The organism is Lunatimonas sp., assembly GCF_020832325.1.
In the GTDB taxonomy this organism is placed as follows: domain Bacteria; phylum Bacteroidota; class Bacteroidia; order Cytophagales; family Cyclobacteriaceae; genus Lunatimonas.
The window spans coordinates 91,111-110,162 of sequence record NZ_JAFIEU010000002.1; the positions used below are offsets into that span (position 1 = coordinate 91,111).

The 19,052-nt window shown below is 48.0% G+C and carries 16 protein-coding genes; 7 read left to right on the top strand and 9 right to left on the bottom strand.

The genetic code is table 11. From position 1 onward, the window contains the following. The first annotated feature begins 156 nt into the window (after nt 1-156). Together JJU34_RS00570 and JJU34_RS00575 are read left to right on the top strand one after the other, a co-directional pair. Nucleotides 157-888, top strand: coding sequence for an SIMPL domain-containing protein (locus tag JJU34_RS00570; RefSeq protein WP_228690353.1), 732 nt, complete (start codon nt 157-159; stop codon nt 886-888). A 97-nt stretch (nt 889-985) separates the two neighbouring features. Then, nucleotides 986-1,906: a metallophosphoesterase gene (locus JJU34_RS00575; protein ID WP_228690355.1), complete on the top strand. Its 921-nt coding sequence runs from the start codon at nt 986-988 to the stop codon at nt 1,904-1,906. A 130-nt stretch (nt 1,907-2,036) separates the two neighbouring features. On the opposite strand, the gene JJU34_RS00580 is transcribed toward JJU34_RS00575, so the two are convergent. The 6 genes from JJU34_RS00580 to JJU34_RS00605 all read right to left on the bottom strand — a co-directional run bounded on the left by JJU34_RS00580 (nt 2,037) and on the right by JJU34_RS00605 (nt 6,788). Continuing rightward, nucleotides 2,037-2,282, bottom strand: a complete 246-nt coding sequence (locus JJU34_RS00580; protein ID WP_228690356.1) for a hypothetical protein — start codon at nt 2,280-2,282, stop codon at nt 2,037-2,039. A gap of 139 nt (nt 2,283-2,421) precedes the next feature. Beyond that, nucleotides 2,422-2,598 carry a histone H1 gene (locus JJU34_RS00585; protein WP_209330915.1) on the bottom strand — a complete coding sequence of 59 codons (177 nt, stop codon included), beginning with the start codon at nt 2,596-2,598 and terminating at the stop codon, nt 2,422-2,424. A gap of 568 nt (nt 2,599-3,166) precedes the next feature. Next, nucleotides 3,167-3,520 carry a hypothetical protein gene (locus JJU34_RS00590; protein ID WP_228690357.1) on the bottom strand — a complete coding sequence of 118 codons (354 nt, stop codon included), beginning with the start codon at nt 3,518-3,520 and terminating at the stop codon, nt 3,167-3,169. 96 nt (nt 3,521-3,616) lie between these two features. Next, nucleotides 3,617-4,480 (bottom strand): HIT domain-containing protein, encoded by an 864-nt coding sequence (locus tag JJU34_RS00595; protein ID WP_228690358.1) that lies wholly within the window; start codon nt 4,478-4,480, stop codon nt 3,617-3,619. Continuing rightward, nucleotides 4,464-5,054, bottom strand: coding sequence for an HNH endonuclease domain-containing protein (locus JJU34_RS00600; protein WP_228690359.1), 591 nt, complete (start codon nt 5,052-5,054; stop codon nt 4,464-4,466). Before JJU34_RS00600 ends, JJU34_RS00595 begins: the two co-directional genes overlap by 17 nt. 534 nt (nt 5,055-5,588) lie before the next feature. After that, complete coding sequence (locus JJU34_RS00605) at nt 5,589-6,788, bottom strand: helix-turn-helix domain-containing protein (protein ID WP_228690360.1); 1,200 nt, start codon at nt 6,786-6,788, stop codon at nt 5,589-5,591. Nucleotides 6,789-6,904: 116 nt separating this feature from the next. Here JJU34_RS00605 and JJU34_RS00610 point away from each other — a divergent pair, with 116 nt between their 5' ends. The 3 genes from JJU34_RS00610 to JJU34_RS00620 are packed head-to-tail and all read left to right on the top strand — an operon-like array spanning nt 6,905 to nt 12,721. Continuing rightward, a complete protein-coding gene (locus JJU34_RS00610) occupies nt 6,905-10,171 on the top strand; it encodes a DUF1553 domain-containing protein (protein WP_228690361.1) in 3,267 nt (1,088 codons plus the stop codon). Nucleotides 10,172-10,178: 7 nt separating this feature from the next. Further along, nucleotides 10,179-11,648, top strand: coding sequence for a DUF1501 domain-containing protein (locus tag JJU34_RS00615; RefSeq protein ID WP_228690362.1), 1,470 nt, complete (start codon nt 10,179-10,181; stop codon nt 11,646-11,648). An 8-nt stretch (nt 11,649-11,656) separates the two neighbouring features. Then, nucleotides 11,657-12,721: a twin-arginine translocation signal domain-containing protein gene (locus tag JJU34_RS00620; RefSeq protein ID WP_228690363.1), complete on the top strand. Its 1,065-nt coding sequence runs from the start codon at nt 11,657-11,659 to the stop codon at nt 12,719-12,721. Between the two features lie 470 nt (nt 12,722-13,191). Here the strand turns inward: JJU34_RS00620 and JJU34_RS00625 are convergent, their stop codons facing one another. The 3 genes from JJU34_RS00625 to JJU34_RS00635 are packed head-to-tail and all read right to left on the bottom strand — an operon-like array spanning nt 13,192 to nt 17,009. Continuing rightward, the gene (locus JJU34_RS00625; RefSeq protein WP_228690364.1) at nt 13,192-13,614 is read right to left on the bottom strand and encodes a DUF1801 domain-containing protein; all 423 of its coding nucleotides are present in this window, start codon (nt 13,612-13,614) and stop codon (nt 13,192-13,194) included. Between the two features lie 39 nt (nt 13,615-13,653). Next, the gene (locus JJU34_RS00630; protein ID WP_228690365.1) at nt 13,654-15,402 is read right to left on the bottom strand and encodes a M14 family metallopeptidase; all 1,749 of its coding nucleotides are present in this window, start codon (nt 15,400-15,402) and stop codon (nt 13,654-13,656) included. Continuing rightward, entirely contained in the window at nt 15,399-17,009 is a 1,611-nt protein-coding gene (locus JJU34_RS00635) for a M14 family metallopeptidase (protein WP_228690366.1), read from the bottom strand. The genes JJU34_RS00630 and JJU34_RS00635 overlap by 4 nt, the downstream gene beginning before the upstream one ends. Before the next feature lie 272 nt (nt 17,010-17,281). Between JJU34_RS00635 and JJU34_RS00640 the strand changes: the two genes are divergently transcribed. Both JJU34_RS00640 and JJU34_RS00645 read left to right on the top strand, forming a co-directional pair. After that, nucleotides 17,282-18,004: a DUF4143 domain-containing protein gene (locus JJU34_RS00640; RefSeq protein WP_228690368.1), complete on the top strand. Its 723-nt coding sequence runs from the start codon at nt 17,282-17,284 to the stop codon at nt 18,002-18,004. A gap of 210 nt (nt 18,005-18,214) precedes the next feature. Continuing rightward, nucleotides 18,215-19,045, top strand: a complete 831-nt coding sequence (locus JJU34_RS00645) for a universal stress protein (RefSeq protein WP_228690369.1) — start codon at nt 18,215-18,217, stop codon at nt 19,043-19,045. The last annotated feature ends 7 nt before the right edge of the window (nt 19,046-19,052 follow it).

The following is a 19,052-nucleotide window of genomic DNA, read 5'->3' on the forward strand; positions in this document are numbered from 1 at the left end:
GGTTCATGCAGCACGTACCTTTCCTCAGAGGAATGATGGGTCTAAGGTACTAAATTGTAGGAAAAAGAAATAGAAAGGGTAGCGACATGAAGTGGATACTTGCTTATTATCCTTATCTTTCGTAGGGAAATACCAGTAGATCATCTTGCCATACCTATGAAACGACACCTTACCGCTATCATTTTCGCCGTCGCCTTGATCGTTTCCTCGGCCATTTTGGGGAATGCCTTCATCAACCGTAATAAGAAAACCGGCACGGTGGATGTGACGGGTCTGGGTCAAAAAGATTTTATGTCCGACTTAGTGGTTTGGGAGGGTAACTTCAGCAGGGAAAGCCAGGACATCAAGGTAGCCTATGCAGAGCTTGAAAAAGATCGCAGGAGCGTGTTGGAGTACCTTACCCGAAAGGGAATTCCCAACGAGCAGATTATTTTTAAGGCAGTGAACACCAATCCGCTTTACCAGCAGAATTACAGTGCTTCGGGGAATTATATGGGGCAGACCTTTTTGGGATATGAACTAAATCAAAGCCTACAGATAGAATCTAAAGAGGTGGACAAAGTGGAGCAGATTTCGAGGGAAATCACCGAGCTACTCTTGCAGGGGGTGAAATTCTACTCACAACCTCCCAGGTATTACTATACCGATCTGGAAAGCCTAAAGATTGAGATGATATCCCGGGCGACGGAGGATGCACGGCTGCGTGCGGAGACCATCGCAGAAAACTCCGGATCGAAGCTGGGCCGACTTATCTCTGCCAACATGGGTATTTTCCAGATCACCGGCCAAAACTCCACCGAAGACTATTCCTGGGGCGGAACGTTCAACACCGTGTCCAAAGCGAAAACAGCTTCCATCACCATGCGGTTGAGCTATTCGGTCAAGTAAAAAGTGGCTGGGCCTCTGTCAGCAAGGAAGGGAAGCCATGGATAGTCTTTTTAACAGGTTTTGACGTAAGCGATAGTGATTCACTGATTTCTTTTCCATGATGCGATTTCCCTTGTACGTTTTGTTCGGCTTGTGGTTGCAGCTACCTGTAAGCGGAAGCCTTGTCCATGCGCAATCAACTTCCACACCCCAGGAGAGGTTTTCCTTTGCCTTCCTCACCGATATCCACCTCCAACCGGAACGACGGGCGCCCATTGGATTTCAAATGGCGATTGATAAGGTAAATGAATTGAATCCAGATTTTGTCATCAGCGGCGGAGATCAGGTGTATGACGTGATGCGCGGCAACCAAACAAGGGCTGATTCTTTGTTTTCGCTTTACGTAGAGATGTGCAAGGGATTCAACATGCCTATTTACCATACCGTGGGCAATCACGACCTTTTTGCGATTTATCCCGAAAGCCCCGAAACGGAAGGTCATCCGGATTATAAACTTGGCATGTTTGAGCGCTACCTAGGCCGTCCTTATTACTCCTTCGGTCACAAAGGCTGGCATTTTATCGTGCTAAACTCACTGGATGTGACGGAAGAGAAACGTTACAAAGCTTCGGTAGATCAAGCCCAAATTGAATGGCTTAAAGAGGACCTTGCTAAGCTAGATGGTACAACGCCAGTGGTAGTGGTGACCCATATTCCCTTGGTTACGGCCCGGGGCATCGTTACCGGCAATCCAGCAGGAAATTCGGTCACAAACAGTGCTGAGATTATCTCCTTATTCGAAGACCACAACTTAAAGCTCATACTACAGGGTCATATTCATTGGAAAGAACATGGGCAGGTCAATGACCGCTTTCAGTATCTAACTGGCGGGTCGATCGCTGGAAATGGGTGGAAGGGCAGGCGGCACGACACCAAAGAAGGCTTTGTCCTGTTGCATGTGGAGGGAGATGATTTTCGCTGGGAATACATAGACCACGGCTGGGAGGCTGATCGCCTTCGATTCGGCGTGGAGGAGTAGGTACGTTCCTTGACCCTGTCGAATGCTAGTAGGTATCCAAAAGAAACTTAGGGGATATACCGGTGTGCACAAAAAAAAGCCCGCGCGGTTGGCACAGGTCTTTTCTGTAGATGGGGATCTGGTACAAGGTCTATTGTTTGGTCAATCCTTCAATTGCTTCAATCACCAAAAAATCATCGGTGTTGGACCGCCCTTCCATTTTTTCCTCATCGCTTTGCGAGGGAAACGAACCGTTTTTCAGGTGTTCTTGATAGACGGATGAATCCGCATGAAACATCCCCCTACCCGGAAAATAGAAGATATGGTCACCCTTTTTAATCTTCTGTTTGGTCTGTACGCAAACGCCGTCATGCTTTGCATCAATAAACTTTCCCATATCTGCTCATTAAAATGTAGACGAAGCACCGGGCTTATCCCGGATATTCCTGTAAAAACCTCAAACGTCGGTATCGATTTCCCTCAACAGTAGGAGAGATCACGTACCGAACGGAGCGTGCTACAAAAAACGCTGAAGATTATTCAGCGTTTTTAATGTCTTGAACTTCTTTTCGGATATCTTGGGCCAGGTTTTTCAGGTCCATCATCGCCTTTCTGATCCGAGTTCCAGCAGCTTTGTTTTTGGCGCCATAAAATTTCTCAAAGTCAGCTTCAATGCCGTCTACCAGTTCTTTTACTTCTTTAAATCTGCTCATTGTAATAATGGTTTTTTGGTTAATTTGTTTGCTCTATTTTCTAAAGTTAGTTAAAATTCTCAATTAGCCCATTAATTTGGAATGAAAAGCGTTTAATTTTTTGCGCACTTTCTGCCTTTCCGGAGTCCTTGAGCAGGTTTTTTAGACCAGCTCCTTGGTTGTTCCAAACGGTGAAAAACCAAAAAACGCATCTCGGCCAAATTTATTTGCATTTCGAGAGGGAGTCGCCTGCTGCGCTTCCCGGGGATGCGGGTTACAAAAACGGTGCCTTTTTTTCCGGATACCCCTTTCTTTTTTTTCCCTGAGGCGGCAGGAGGGATAAAAAAATCCCCCAGCCGGGTGGGGCTGGGGGATTTCGACTAGGCCCTTTAAGTTATGGACACCGTATTATCCTGCTTTTTTCTTCGCATCCTGTTTGGCTTTCTTGTCAGCCCGCTTTTCTATCAGGCTTTTAGCCGCTTTCTTTTTGGGGTCTTTTTTCTCCCCTTTGTCCTTGCTCATAGTAGTATAGCGATTAGGGAGAAAGGTACAAATAATTTCTGCAAATTACCATTTACCCATGGGGGAATTAACCACGCTTTAATAGTCGGATCAGGTCTTCGAGGAGTTTATTTTTCTCCTTCTCGGCATGAAGCAGTTGTTCCAAGTAATGAATCTTTTGGGTCAAAGCTGCCTCCGTTTTTTCGGAAAGGCTTTCCTCGTCAGTGACAAGCATGGAGCCGTTGCCGGTAAGCAGCCAAGTGGGGTTGATGTCTGCATAGCTCTTTACAAACCGTGCGATCCATTCGGATAAGACGTCTTTGTCTTTTCCTATTGCCTTGGATAGTGTCCCATTCCCGGCCCCAATCTCCATTTCTATCCGTCGTATACTGATCCCTTTTCTTTCGGCGTACAGCCCAATTCGGTCTACAATGCTTCCCATGTATTCTTTTGACTACGATTTCATTCTAGGTTACACGTATGTGCGAAATCACGTAGGAAGAGTCAAAAATAAAGCGATTGATATCCTCCCAATCCTTCAAAAGTATGTTTTCTTTTCCGGAATCACCCCTCTCACACCTCCCTGTGGATCTTCCACATCTCCGTCATACCTCGGAATCAAATGGATATGAACATGCGAAACCGTTTGTCCGGCCTTTTCGCCAATATTGATCCCAACATTAAATCCCTCAGGGTTAAAACGTTTCTGAACCTCCTTTTTTACCTGATTAAGCATAAGCAGGCAAGAGGCTTGCTCTTTATAGTTTAATTCGAAATAATCCGAAACATGCTTCTTGGGGATTATCAGGCTATGGCCAGGATTTACCGGATATTTATCGAATAGGGAAAACGTCCGCCCTGATTCCAAAATCAACTCCACATCTCCACCCGGATTGCAAAACGGACACGCAGACTCAACTCTTTGTAGTTGATTATAATGCCGGTATTCGTATATCTCACAACTATCATTTCGGAAAATCGACTGAAATGGCAAAACTACATTGGTCTGATAGGTTGGTTTTTGATGTATTCTGTGCATTCGGAATCCCTCATAAACCAGATCTCTTCGTACGGCAAAATAGGCTTTGCCGGAAGGTTTAAGCAAGGAAGAAATTTCCATTAGTACCGATGCCTGTTCTTCCGGAAGCAGCACATTTAGCACATAAAAGCAAATAATGGTATCAAATTTTCGTTCTGGAAATTTGGGGAAATAATGCTTATCATATCCTTCAATTAGAATGCCTTGATTGGCTAATATCTCCACATCTTTCCCAAAACCGCACCCAAAATCTAGCACATCCCCATCCATAAGCCCCCTTTCCTTCACTACTCTCGCAGGAAAGGAAAGGGAATCTCGCTCTTTGGCGGTGAGGTGAGAATACTGGTTAGCGTTTAGGTTCATAGATTTCAAAGCCATTATTATGGGCAATGGTTATCAATGGTTCAAGCGTTTCCTTTAACCTGGCCTTTCCCGTTTTCTCTATAAGAAGCCCATCAATGGAAGGGAAAATCGAGAGGTATTGCTCGATGTATTTAGAACGGGGAGCTTTTCTGAAAACGATCTCAAAACTCTTTCTTTGAATTTCAAAAAACACATCAAAAAATTGCGTGAGTCTAGGGAGTTTATCGCTTTTCGAAGAATTGACTGAACGATGGGCAGGAACCAAATTCCAGTTCAAATCATGTGATACGAAATTGTATGGCACAAAATGGTCTAGCGAATAATCTCTTTTAGTCAATAGATTGCCTGAATAAATACATCGTTGTTCTTTTACTTCATCAAAATACAAATTCCAATACCCCTTTTTGTGATTTTCTAGGCTTCCTCTTCTTATAGGTTTTATCAATTTGTTTGGAATATCCGGAACATTTGGGTTATGCTTCTGAAGGAAAAGGCTTAAATTCCAAAAACAAAAGTCTTTTAGGATGGCGGAATTTTTGGTCAGGTATTCCTGCCATGCAGGATTTACTTCCACATAGTCCCTTTGCAAAAAATAAGGGCTGTTGATTGCTGGATTCTTAGAGTGGACGTATATCTGTTTTTTCTTGTATTTAGACGGAAACCAGGGAGAAATAAACCAATGAGGAACCTGATTATCGAAATGGAGGAGGCAAGAAATGGATGCAGTGTCCTTACAGGTCAAAATGCTTTCCCAGACTTCATGTCGGGTTAAATCTATGGGGATTCCCCTTTGTTTGTGAAAAAAGGAAATTGCTTCCTGTATCTTATCCTGCTTTCCAAAGGATAGCTTGTAATAGTTTATCGGGTACCATGCGTTCGCTAGCATGCGGGCAAAGATTTTCCGCTTTTCAATTTTAACCCCTTCTTCCTCAAGAAGCTGGAGCAATGACAGAAACCAGTAAAACTTGTACGTCGCCGATGTATTTTTAAAAGTGGCGGACAAAAGCTGAACAGGTAGATTTTGATTTGGTGGTATATTAAAATTCATAGCTTTTAAAAAAACAACATCAATATACTAAAACAGCCACGAAAAGTCAAAATTATCTTATCAATCTACCGAATGCAAATACACCACCCTACTCGTCAACTCCATTCTGTCCAGACCACTGACCTCGATCAAGACTTCGTAGTACTTGGGGACAGCGCCCCATGCGGTCTTCATCTCCTCTTCCAGGTCCAGGGCCAGTTGGGAATCCGTAAAGATCTTCAGGCTTTGTGTGGCACCCGTGTCCCAGATCCCCCCAAACACATAGACCGCATTGCCGTTGGGTCCGGGCACCTTGGTCAGCACGGCATAGTCGGTGTGGTAGCCATTTGGGTCACCGAAGGGCGCATAGACCTTGCTTTCCCCTCCCTCCGACACACGAATCCCGTCTAATTCTGCGTCGTACAACAGCCGGGACCGCGGAAAAAAATCCCTGAAAAGCCCCAGCGTCTTCAGCATACCTACCACCAACAGGTCCTGATCCTGAATTTCCTTCGGGTTAAAGCGGGACATGGTGCGGATAGAGTAATCTTTGCCCAGTACTCCAAACATCTCGGTCAGGTTCTTTATCCAGTGCGCACTGCCCTGTATCAAAAGGCCGTAGGTGGCTGGGTTCCATGTCAAATGGGGAGGCTGTTGTTGCTCTTTAAAGGACTCAAACTCCCTCAGGGAATTGATGCCGGCGTCCCGGATGGTTCGTGTGGTTCCCCGTTCCGGATCCTCTTCGTTGAAGATAAATAAGTCGCCCAGCAGTACCGTGGTCGGAAACCGGCTCCTTTGCAGGTCCGACCAAAGGGATGGTAGGGGTGCCGGACGGGTATCCGGGCCGGTTAGACGCATCGTCATATACATACCAGCAGCCGCCACCAATAGCAGGATCAGTGCAGCTACCAGCTTTTTTTTAGACTTACGGGGTCTAGAGTGGCGCGGACTTAGCTGCAGGGCGTAGCTGCCTTTTGGTATGGTCAGGATGTCCGGTTCCTCGCTGCCTTCGTTGACGTAATAGGCTGCTAGTTTCTCCCGAAGCTTGTACATGTATACCCGGATCAGCGTACTCTGTGAGGGGTCATAGTCCTCCTTTCCAAATATCTCTGCCGCGATCGTAGCCTCTTTGGGCACATTTTCGGCCGCCGTACACCTCGCTAGGTAGCGGAGCAGATTGGCATAGGTGAGGGACCTCCCAAAGGATTTGCTTTGAATGATCCGATCTACAATTTGCTCATAATCTTGGGTATGCATGGACGATTTACTTTCTCCATTCAAAGATAATCATTAATTTTAACTGTTAACAAAACGGTTTTTTAACGGAATTTCCGCAGATATAAAGGTGTATATTTGGATTTCGTGAAAGAACGTACAACAAACCCAAGGAATCAAGCATGATGTTATGTAAGGACAGGCGATGGATTTTCTCACTGAACGTTGCCGGGCTATGCCTGCTACTTGCCTGCGGGCGATGGGAAGCCCCCGACGAGGTGGCCATCCATTTTAAGGACCTGCCGGAGCAGATCGACTTCAACTACCACGTGAAGCCTATTCTATCCGACAAGTGTTTTGCCTGCCACGGGCCGGATGCCACCAATCAGTTGTCCAGCTTTCGGATAGACTTGGAGGAGTACGCCTTTGCCGCCTTAGAGGGAAGTCCGGGGAAAAAGGCCCTTGTGCCAGGCAAGCCCGGAAAGAGCGACGCCCTCCTTCGGATGCTATCCCAAGATGCCGCCTACCAAATGCCTCCGCCGGAATCCCACCTTACTTTGGAGCCTAGGGAAATCGCCCTCATAGCCAAATGGATCGAACAAGGTGCCGAGTATAAACCCCATTGGTCCTTTATTCAGCCCGAAAAGGCATCTCCTCCTTCAACCCGATTCGCAGACTGGGCAGTAAACGACATAGACCGGTTTGTAGGGAAGAAACTGGAAGCGCATAACCTGTCTCCTTCGCGGGAAGCTTCCAAAGAAACCCTGATCCGCCGGCTTAGCTTTGATCTGACCGGCTTGCCGCCCACTTTGGAGGAAATCGAAGCCTTTGTCCAGGACGAATCTCCCGATGCCTATGAGCGGCTGGTAGAAAAATACCTGGCATCTCCCGCCTACGGGGAGCGCATGGCAGCCGATTGGATGGACGTGGCCCGGTATGCCGATTCGGACGGTTACCTCGACGACAAGCACCGGGATTTCAGTCCCTACCGGGATTGGGTCATTCAGGCCTTTAACGATAACATGACCTACGAGCAGTTTATCACCTGGCAGCTCGCAGGAGATCAGATCGATCACCCATCCAAGGAAAGTATATTGGCTACGGCCTTTAACCGACTTCATAAGCGGAACTCCGAGGCAGGAATCGTCTTTGAGGAGTATCGGGTGGAGTATGTCGCAGACCGTGCCCAAACGGTGGGTAAGGCCATCATGGGGCTTACCATGGAATGTGCCCGATGCCACGACCACAAGTATGATCCCATCACCCAACGCGAATACTTTGAACTATTTGCCTTTTTTAACAGCACCAATGAGATCGGCACGGCCGTGTACGGACCAGGACAAGTGCCGGGACCTTCGCTGCTGCTGACAGATGAAGAACAGGAAAAATTGCTAAACTACCTGGATGCACAAATACGCGAAGATAGCGACGAGCTGCATGCGTTGTTGAAGGTAGAAGCACCGGATCTGCATGCTTGGTCGGAGCAACCCGACCGGGTCTTGGCTTCGGTAGAAAAAGGCCTACGGGATGGATTGGTCGCCTATTACCCGCTGGACCGCCTAGATGCCCAGGAGCAGCCGGGCCAGTATACGAGCCCCAATGCCGTTCCAAATGGAAAGCCAATCCGGGTCAAGGAACCCGACAGCGGCAAGGGCTTTCGGGGGGAAGGTATCTTCCTAAACGATTACACCACGTTGACCCTTCCCGAAAAAGTGGGCTGGTTTGACCATACGGACCCTTTCAGTGTGTCGTTGGCGGTTTTTCCGGAAAAGGAGTTTGAAGAGGCGGGTATATTTTACCATTGCGAGGATATCCGACTCGGATTAAAGGGGTACTCCCTTTTTTTGGAGGACAACCGATTGAAGTTTATCATTTCCTATTCTTGGCCCACCAATGCCATACAGGTGGAGACCGTGGATCCAATTCCCGTGCAGGAGTGGACGCAGGTTACCCTGACCTACGATGGGCAGGGAAAAGCCGCCGGCATTGGGATTTACCTAAACGGAAAGCCGGTACCGGTGCAGGTGAAAGCCGATAACCTATACAAGTCCATCCTGTTCAAGCCCGATATTCATACCTATGGGTTCCGGGGCCTAATCTTGGGAGAGCGGGACAAGATGAAGACCTTCCTCAAAAGCGGGTTGGATGAGCTCGCAGTATTCGCTACCGAGCTGACTCCGCTCGAGGTGATGCAGCTATACGACCGGGAATCTGTCAAGAGCGCCCTTTCCGAGCCCACAAAGCCTCAGCAGTTTGAGTTGATACGTGCTCAGTATCTGAAGCGGGAATCAGTAGAGGTAAGGCGCTTGCAGGAAAGGATCCGGACCAAAAAGAGGGAAAAGATGCAGTTGGTGGAGGACATTCCGGAGATCATGGTGTTGGGAGATACCGAGGAGCCTCGCGCTACCTTTGTATTGGACCGAGGGTTATACAGTGAACCTACCGAGGAGGTTTTCCCGGCTTTGCCGGAAAGGGTTCTGCCATTTGACGAAAGCCTGCCCAGAAATCGGCTTGGCCTGGCGAAGTGGCTGTTTGATCCCGAAAACCCGCTTACGGCGAGGGTTTTTGTGAACCGCCTCTGGCAGATGCACTTTGGCAAAGGCTTGGTGGCTACTGCCGATGACTTTGGTAATCAAGGGAGCCTGCCTACCCATCCGGAATTGCTGGATTGGCTGGCGGTGACTTTTCAGGAGTCGGGATGGGACATCAAGCACATGCATAGGCTGATGGTCCTTTCTGCTACCTACCGGCAGTCCTCTTATGTCAGCCCCGAATTGTTGGAAGTAGATCCGGCAAATGACCTCTTGGCCCGCGGGCCCAGTTACCGCATGACGGCCGAGATGGTACGCGATAATGCGCTCGCAGTAAGCGGTCTGTTGTCGACACGGGTGGGTGGTCCCAGCGCCTATCCCTACCAACCAGAAGGATTGTGGGATGAGTTATCCTCCAAGTCCTGGCGCTACAAGTACCTACAGGAACCAGGCGAGGGGCTGTATCGGAGAAGTTTGTACACGATATGGAAAAGGACCTCAGGGCCACCTTCCATGATGATCTTCGATGTGGGGGATCGAAACGAATGCTCCGTACGGCGAAGGCAAACCAGTACACCACTACAAGCCTTGGTGCTGCTGAACGACCCACAATACCTAGAGGCAGCCCGGATACTGGCAGAAAATCTGCTGGAAACCTCTCCGGAACGGGAGGCTAGGCTAAAAAGGGCTTTCCTGCTAAGCATAGGACGGACACCGGGCGAGCGGGAGTTTGAGCTGGTACGCAAGTATCACCAAGAAGAGTTGGAGAAATTTCGCGTGAATAACCAAGATGCCATTGCCTATGTGGGCATTGGTAGCACACCGCTGAGGCCGGGATCAGATCCCGTAGAGGTGGCCGCACTAGCCACCGTCATCAATGGTCTTATGAATACTTCCGACGGATACACCATTAGATAAGAAAGCGATGGATGAATATTTAAAGCATTTGCAGTTTACCGAAAGCAGAAGGGGATTTCTCAAGAAAACATCCATGGGGTTTGGCGCCATTGCTTTGGCGTCGCTAATGGGTAAATCGGGATCCTTTGCCGAGGAGTTGGCTGCGCCTCGGGGGGCGGCGGGCATGGGTGGGTTGCTAAATGGCACCCATTTTCCTCCCAAGGCCAAGCGGGTCATCTACCTGTTTCAAAGTGGCGGGCCCTCCCAGATCGAAACCTTTGACTACAAGCCTGAACTGGCCAAATGGCACGGTCAGGAGATACCTCCCTCCGTACAAGGAACCCAGCGAAATTCCGGCATGGTGTCTGACCAGTCGACTTTTCCCCTGGTTAAGTCCATTTATGACTTCAAACAATACGGCCAATCCGGCGCCTGGGTTAGCGAGCTGTTTCCCCATACCGCCAAGGTTGTGGATGATCTGTGCATCATCAAGTCCCTAAAGACCGAAGCAATTAACCACGAGCCGGCGGTGATGTTTGTGCAGACAGGTAGTCAGCTGAGCGGGAGACCATCGATCGGTTCTTGGGTAAGTTATGGCTTGGGCAGTGACAACAAAAATATGCCCTCCTTTGTGGTATTGATATCCCAAAGCCAGGGAGACCAGCCGCTAAACTCCAATGCGTGGGGCAACGGTTTCTTGCCATCCCATCATCAGGGGGTGCAGTTTCGTTCGGGCAAGGACCCTGTGCTGTACCTGAACAATCCCCACGGCATTCACGATCAGGACCGGAAGAAGGCCCTTTCCTTTATCGAAGAACTAAACCACGAGCAATTCGAGATATGGAATGATCCCGAAATCCACTCCAAAATAAGCCAATACGAAATGGCTTATCGCATGCAAAACTCCGTTCCGGATGCGGTGAATCTCTCCGAAGAGCCCGAACACATCTATAAACTGTATGGAGACGATGCCCGGATTCCGGGCACCTACGCGGCCAATTGCCTTCAGGCGAGGCGTCTTGCGGAGCGGGATGTGAAGTTTATACAGCTTTACCACATGGGATGGGATCAGCACGGGAATCTGCCACGAGGCATCAAAACCCAGGCACAGGCCACCGATCAGGCTACCGCAGGCCTGATTATGGATCTCAAACAGCGAGGGCTTTTGGACGATACCTTGGTCATCTGGGGAGGGGAGTTTGGCAGAACGAGTTTTTCCCAGGGTAGGCTTACCAAGGACAATTATGGCAGAGACCATCATCCCGGCTGTTTTACCATGTGGATGGCAGGTGCAGGTGTTAAGCCCGGCATCGTCTACGGCGAGACGGACGAGTTTAGCTACAACGTGGCCGAAAACGGCGTGCACGTGCATGATTTTCAAGCCACCCTGCTCCACTTGATGGGCGTCGATCACGAGCGGCTTACATTTAAGCATCAAGGGAGAAGATACCGCCTCACCGATGTGCACGGACACGTAGTCAAGGATATTTTAACCTAAAAGAAGGAATGGCAAATAGACGGGAGTTTTTGAAAGCATCGGCCTTGGGGGCCGTGTCATTGGGAACAGGTGTCAATACCTTTCACATCGGCAAAACAAAACGGCATCTCTCAGACGAGCTGTTGGGCCATGGAGACTTCCAATACCGATTGGACCGAGCCTGGGGCGATCTGGATCCGGCCAGGACCCCGGTAAACAACTGCCACGAAATGGTGATGGACCGAAGGGACCGACTTTTTATGCTAACGGATCACCCTAAAAATAATATCATTGTCTACGATACCGGAGGCAAGCTGTTGTTTACCTGGACTCTAGGCTTTTCGGGTGCCCATGGGCTCACCCTGGTAGATGAGGGCGATGCGGAGTACTTGTATGTGACCGATTCCGGTTTGGGAAAAGTGGTGAAATGTACATTGGATGGAAACGTGGTCATGGAATTACCCACTCCGCTGCAGGTAGGTACCTATACCGAAACCATGCCCTACCGCCCTACGGAAACAGCGGTAGCCCCTAACGGAGACATCTATGTAGCCGACGGCTACGGAGCTCAGTTTATCCTTCAGTTTGACGCCAAGGGACAGTTTATCCGGAAATTTGGTGGAGATAGTTTTTTACAGCCGGATAAGTTCAAGCAGGTACATGGTGTGGCGATGGATCTAAGAGACCCCAAAAATCCTACCCTGTTATGCTCGGCGCGAATAAAAAACACCTTCAAGCGCTTTACCTTGGACGGGCAACACCTGGAAGATATCTATTTGCCTGGTGCGTTCATCAGTAGGCCCGTATTGGACGGCGATAACCTCTATTCCGGGGTTTGCTTTGGCATGTCAGAAGGGAATTACAACATGCAGTTGAACAAAGGTTTCATTACTATTTTGGATAAAAATAACCTGGTGGTATCCAATCCTGGAGGAACGGCTCCGCGTTATGAAAACGGGAAGTTGACCCTCATGCTTCAAGAGGCACCTGTTTTTAAACACTGCCACGATGTGTGCGTGGACCGGGATAAAAATCTATACGCATGTCAATGGAACGCGGGTGGCATTTATCCCTATAAGCTGCACCGTGTTTGAAAGGCACGAGCTTATCCCCCACCTTAGCTGCACTACCCCTTTAAACTGAAAAAAGCTATGAAACAATGTCTCATAGCTTTAGTCAATTAACAATAAACCCAAAATAACCTGCTGTAGGAGAAGGATTCGAACCTCCACGGGGCAGTTAGGCGAAACACGAGCTCCATGTTTGCTTTATCCTTAGCTCCCCACCCCCGAGACCGGAGGGCATGTCTGCCAGTTTCATCACCCTACATTGTCAACAAACCTTTTCGACACGTTTTGTCTTTGTTTGATATTTCAAAGGTAGTATAAGGCAGTGTGTTTTGCAAATAATATAAAAAAAATATTTAAAAAATACATATATCGTAAAAATAAACCTTATTTGTTAACGAATCATAAATTTCATATCGCTGAAAGGCAGGGCTTATTGAAAAATACTTAATCGGTTTTTTGAGCGGAAGATGGAGAAAATCCTTCTCGGATCGGTTTTAGACTCTTCCATAGCGGGTTTCCTGAAAGCGAATGGTCTGTTGAATGAGATTTTTTAACACCGACTCGTCGATATCGGAAAGCTGTTTCACGTAAATGCATGCTTTACCCATGGTATACTTGCCCAGTCCATTCAGGTAGTGTAGATGTTTCTCAAGTCCCGTAAAAACGTACAGGGACATAGCTTTCTTTCGGGGGGAAAACCCGACGAGAGGTGCAAAGCCCTCATGTCCACTGGTATATTTGTAATGGTATTTTCCAAACCCAATGATGCTGGGGCCCCACATTTTGGCCGGGTGCCCGGTGATTTGTTCCATCCACTGTATGAGTTGCAGGCTGTCGGCCTGTTTTTGAGTGGAAGGCACATCGGCGATGTAATTAAGCACATCCTGCCCGGTTTCTTGGTTTTTCTGTTTGCTCATGTTTTTTGGGTCAGTCCGTTACGGTAGTGAAGAATTGAGCTAGGGTTTCCATTCTGCCATGCCTCCTTTGGCGGAGTCCACCTGAATGCGGTAGGGCCTGTTTCCTTTCACAATCCAGCGTACTTTGACCGTTCCCATTCCCGGGATATTTGTCACGCGAAGTTTTTCAGGTTCAAAGGTCTGTTCCTGCACTTTGTTGAAATCCTCGTTCTCGACGATCATCCCGGAAAGCACCTCCACGCCGCTGATCGACACGAAATCCGGCCTTTCGATGCGGTACTTTAAATCCTGACTGGAATGAGTGGGCATTAGGCGCTCGTTTTGGATGGTGGCGGTGATGGCTTTTAGACCTCTGCCCAGGTCTTCTTCTTTTACGTCACTCACAGACAGTTTGGGAGTATGGTAGCCATGGTAAATCGTAAAGGCCATGTTTCTGTGCGCATCTTGTTCCAGGAGAAACCCAGGATGCAGGCGGCCAAAATTTTTCTTGAACCCACCAATTTCGACCGTGCCAAACTGCGGGTGTTCGAATTCCTCCCAAGGCACAAATGCATCGCCAAAGGTCAGGTACTTGTCCACTTTCATTTCTTCGTCTTGGTTACCTCTGCCGGCATTTTCGTGGAAATACAGGTAGGATACCATCAGCTCGTTGGTGTAGGTATAGATACCCCTTCCGCCATAAAACCAATCCAACTCTCCCCCAAATACGGAATACAGATCCTTATAGACAACCAGGTATCTGTAGCCGGGGATCATTTCCTCTCCTTTTTTGGCGATGGCATCGTAAATGCGGATATCCTGTTGGTTGTAGGTGTCCAGATCTTCTTCGGCACCAGGTCCGCGAAGGATCATGCCTCCGTAGTTGTGGTAACTTTGCGCTCCGGCGATGTTGGGGTGCTTCATGACAAACTCCATGACGGCGCGGTTTTCGGGTAGGCTAAAGGGGTATTTATAAGCACCTCGTTGCACGTAATCGGGTTGCCATTTCCATCCCCAGTCCCGGTTGGGATCGTAGTATCCGATGCCGTCTTCGTTTACCCTTCCGTCTCCGTCGCGGTCGATGCCCTCGTAGCCCAGCACTTCGTAGTCACCAAACTCCTCCACCGATACAGGAATGAGCTTTCGGGGGTCACGGGAATCTTTGACATACCGCCCGGTGGGAGACTTTCGAATCATTTGGGTGATGTGTCCGTCTGCGTTCAGGTCGTCGAACCCGTCTTCACCGGCCAGTCCATCTTGGTCATCGTCCAGCTTGATCATCCCCGATCGGGGGGAGTGGGGTGTGTTGGCCGCTTTGATGAAGTAATCGCGGGCATCGGGGTTGATGGTGGGAGCTATGTAGAAGGTCTTGTCCAGTAGCAGCTCGCGGATAAAATCCAGTTCACCATACATCTCGGTCAGGTACCAGGCGGTATATAGGGCAAACTCGGATCCCTGCAATTCGTTGGAGTGGATATTTCCATCGATGTACATGGCTGGCTTTCGGTCCGGATCTCCCTGGCTGAAATCAGAGATCGTGAGCAGCCAGATATCTCTGCCTTCGTAGGATTTGCCGATGCTTTGAAGTTTTGCCAAGGATGGATGGGCTTTGACCATGCGCTGCATGATATCCAGCAGGCCATCGTTGGTATGATAGCGGTTCCAAGCCACCTCCACTTTGGGTTGGTGGGGAGTTCCAATGGCCCGGAAGAACTTTTCTTGGGCATTAATTTCTAAGGAAACAAGCAGAAATATCGTTCCGAAAAATAGAATCTTTTTATTGAAAGGAATCATAGTGAAACGGATCATAGGTTAACAGTGATTTCGGTAAAGCCAGTATGTGGTGCTCCTGCTTGTATGCGGACAGCACCCTTTCCTTTAACCACCCAACTTAAGGTCGTTTTCCCGTACGCCTCGAGGCTGTCAATCAATTTGATTTTATCTCCTACCAGGATGTCGGCGGCCTCCCTGCCCATATCCACCCGGATTTTTTGAAACCAGCGGGAGCGTTTTCCCATTTCGGTATGGGTGGGAAAGGGTGCGTCGTTAAACAGCTCCACTGTAATTCGGGTCAAGTCTTTGTCCAGTGTTTCCGTTTTCAGATCTAGCAACATCAATTTGGGATGTTGACGTGCTACCTGTAGGATAAAATCCGTGTGCATCAGCGCTAAGCTGTCTGCCATGCCAAAAGGAGGATTGTGCATAACAAAGGGTTTGATGCCACCCACTTCCACCTGTTTGCCGGGATAATCCGGGTGCTCTATTTTTGTCCAGGGCACAAAAACATCCTCCATGTCCATGGAATCCGCCCAAGCCAGAAAATTGGCTTCGGAAGATCTGAAGTTTTTGGTATCACCTGTTTTCATTTCAGGTACCCACCATCCAGGTGTGGACAAGCTTAGCCGGGCAAAATGAAAATAGGCCCATTGGAAAAAATCTCCAGGAGTTCCCTGATTGGTTTGTCCATAGGATTTTAAGGAAACCGTTCCTCCATAAAGCGTTGCCAGACGCTGATTTAGCTGGGCATCTTTCTCTAGGATGGAGGTGACAACTCGTTTTTGGGCATTGGCTGCCTGATACGGTAAGGCTTCGGATAGGTTATTCGCTGGCCCAAACGTAAATACCGTATAGATATTCACTCGTTCGTACAGGTAATCTAGCAGCAACCGACTTTCTATCTGGGATACGGGAAAGTCACCGGCTAACGCTTCAAACGCCGGGAATTGGTAGGATAAGCTTTTGTTGAAAGCAATACCCTCTTCCAAGTCTTCATTGAGTTGTCCGTCTTTATCGTTGTCAATTCCCTCAATGAGGTACATATGGGTTCCTTTTTCACCTTTTTTAGAATCAATGGGCCGTAGTAGAAGCGGGTTTTCTTCCGAGGCAATATATCCTCCCAAGGGGGACTCAATCCGCATCATCGTAATATACCCGTCTCCATTTAGATCATCGTATCCATCTTCACTGACAGCTCCGTCCCTATCATGGTCTACCGCTGTTGCATTTCCCCTGCGTTCGTATTTGATGGGGGCAAAATATTGCTGATAGGCATCCGGAGACATGTTTGGAAAGATGTAGAACGTTTGGGAATCGAGGATTTCTTTGTTGGAGGTGAGAAGGTTTTCGGCAAATTTAAGGGCAAGTGTAACCCCCAAGAGATGGTAGCCTTCCACTCCTCCAAATACCGCCATGGCAGGCTTACTGTCCATCCTGCCGGTCCCAACTTCGAGCACCCAGATATCTTTACCGCCAGCGGTCTTTCCAAGGCTTTTAAGTGTTGCCTCAGGATGGGCGTTTGCCAGTTGCCTCAACTGCGCTGCCAGTTGGTCCAATGTTGGGTAATCCCCCTGCCCGTTGACAGCAACTGTAATCGTGAGGGACACCATCATTCCCAATCCAAAAAGCAGGTGTTTCATATTTTTTATAGACATATTGGATAAAAAGAAAATCAAAATTAGGGATAAGTATTGATTGAGGATTAAAGATAATTGAAAAATTAACTCGGAGGGTGATTGGTTGACTAAATAGAAGGAACCACGGTGGACCCGGAGAAATTTTTTAAACCGTTTCGGGTATCGTTGTGCCCGCTTCGTCAGAAAAAAGAAAACCACAGAGACCACGGAGGTTCACAGAGTACACGGAGTTTTTTTGAAGACACGATGTGGCCGTTGTGCCTACTTGGTGATCTTTGTGGCTTTATGGTGGATTTCCTGAGCCTGCGCTTAGTGAAAGCATTAAATACAAACAAACCTGGTATGCGAGTTTTATCCATAGTTACATCCAAAGAGATCTGCCATCCCTAGGTTTAACCGCCAATCCGAATATCACGAGGCAACTTATGATGATGTTAGCTTCACTTAACGGTGCAATAGTAAACTACAGCACGTTGGCGAAGTCACTTGGCCTAAGTATGCCAACCGTCAAAACCTACACGGGGTACTTTGTCAACGCCTTTTTGGTTACCGAGCTGCCTTCATGGCATATCAATGTCAAAAAGCGGCTGGTAAAATCCCCAAAAATCTATTTTAGGGATACGGGCATGCTTCATTACCTGCTAGGTATTAAAGGCATGGAGGGCCTTTATGGAAATATAGCCGTTGGGAGCTCGTGGGAATCCTTTGTCGTTCATCAGGTAAAGGCTGTACTACATATTGATGATGAGCTATATTTTTACCGCACGCAGGACGGGGCCGAGATTGACCTACTGATAAGGAGGGAAAACCGCTGGCTTGCCGCCGCGGAAATTAAACTAAGCCTATCTCCCAGGCTGACTAAGGGCACCTATATCGCCATGGAGGACCTCGGTATCGATAAATTGCATATCATCACACCTGGTGAGGATAGCTATGTTTATGATTCGAAGGTGCAAGTGGTTGGATTACGGGGTTTTTTGGAGAAGCTGGTAGGATAAGGCTGTTTGTTAGATGAAAGAATTGATTGAGCCGGCATTGCAAATGCCTAAAGTCCGTGAACAGACAGATAAATAAGATGTAGATGCAGTCTACACCCAGTAAACGGAAAAAATGCTTCAGTCGTTGAGTTTACTTTTTATTCCCGGAAGGGACCAGATTTCCCAATATTTTTACCTACTTTGATTTTTGATAGAGATCCCGAAAAAAATATGTACCGGAAGATAGCCCTTGCCATAGCGTTTTCGCCCAGGATAGAGGCGTTGATTGCCGAAACCAAGAGATTGAAAGATTTACACCGCTCCGAGTTGGTATTGATCCATATCGGAAAGAAAACGGCGGAACTGGAGAATCGACTTTTTGAGATGCTCAAAAAATACGGGGTGAACTTAAGTCAAACCAAGATTGTATGGGAAGATGGTAAGCCGGCAAAAAAAATCATCCAAGTCTGCAATACGGAAGGGGTGGACCTGCTGGTGGCAGGAGCGCTAAAAAAGGAAGAATTGTTTACCTACTACATAGGTAGTATTGCCCGGAAAATTATCCGCAAGGCAAAATGCTCGGTGTTGGTCTTAATCGAGCCAAGCAATACGTCTCGTCCTTTCCATAAGATCGTCATTAACGGTACACAGCAGACCCAGACTCCCTACGTCATCGGGCAGGGAGTGGAACTCTGCAAATTGGAGCAGGCCAAGCAGGTCTTTATTTTAAACGAAATAAAAATGTATGGCCTAAAGATGGCCACCATATCCGACAACAGCGAGGAAGAGGTTTCAAAAAACCGGAAAAAGCTCGTAAGCGAAGAGGTCAGCTATGTGGAGGATATCCTTAAGACCATAGATCAGGGTGATCTAAAGATAAATATCAAGGTTACTTCAGGCCGATGGGCACCGGAGTTGGCCAAGTTTTCGGAAAGTATCTCCGCGGATTTGCTCATTTTGGGAGGGCACGAAAACCTTACTTTTTTTGACCGGCTTTTTCCTCACGACATTGAGGACATTTTGGGGAATTTACCCTGTAATCTTTTGATTGTTAAAAAATAAATTCCCT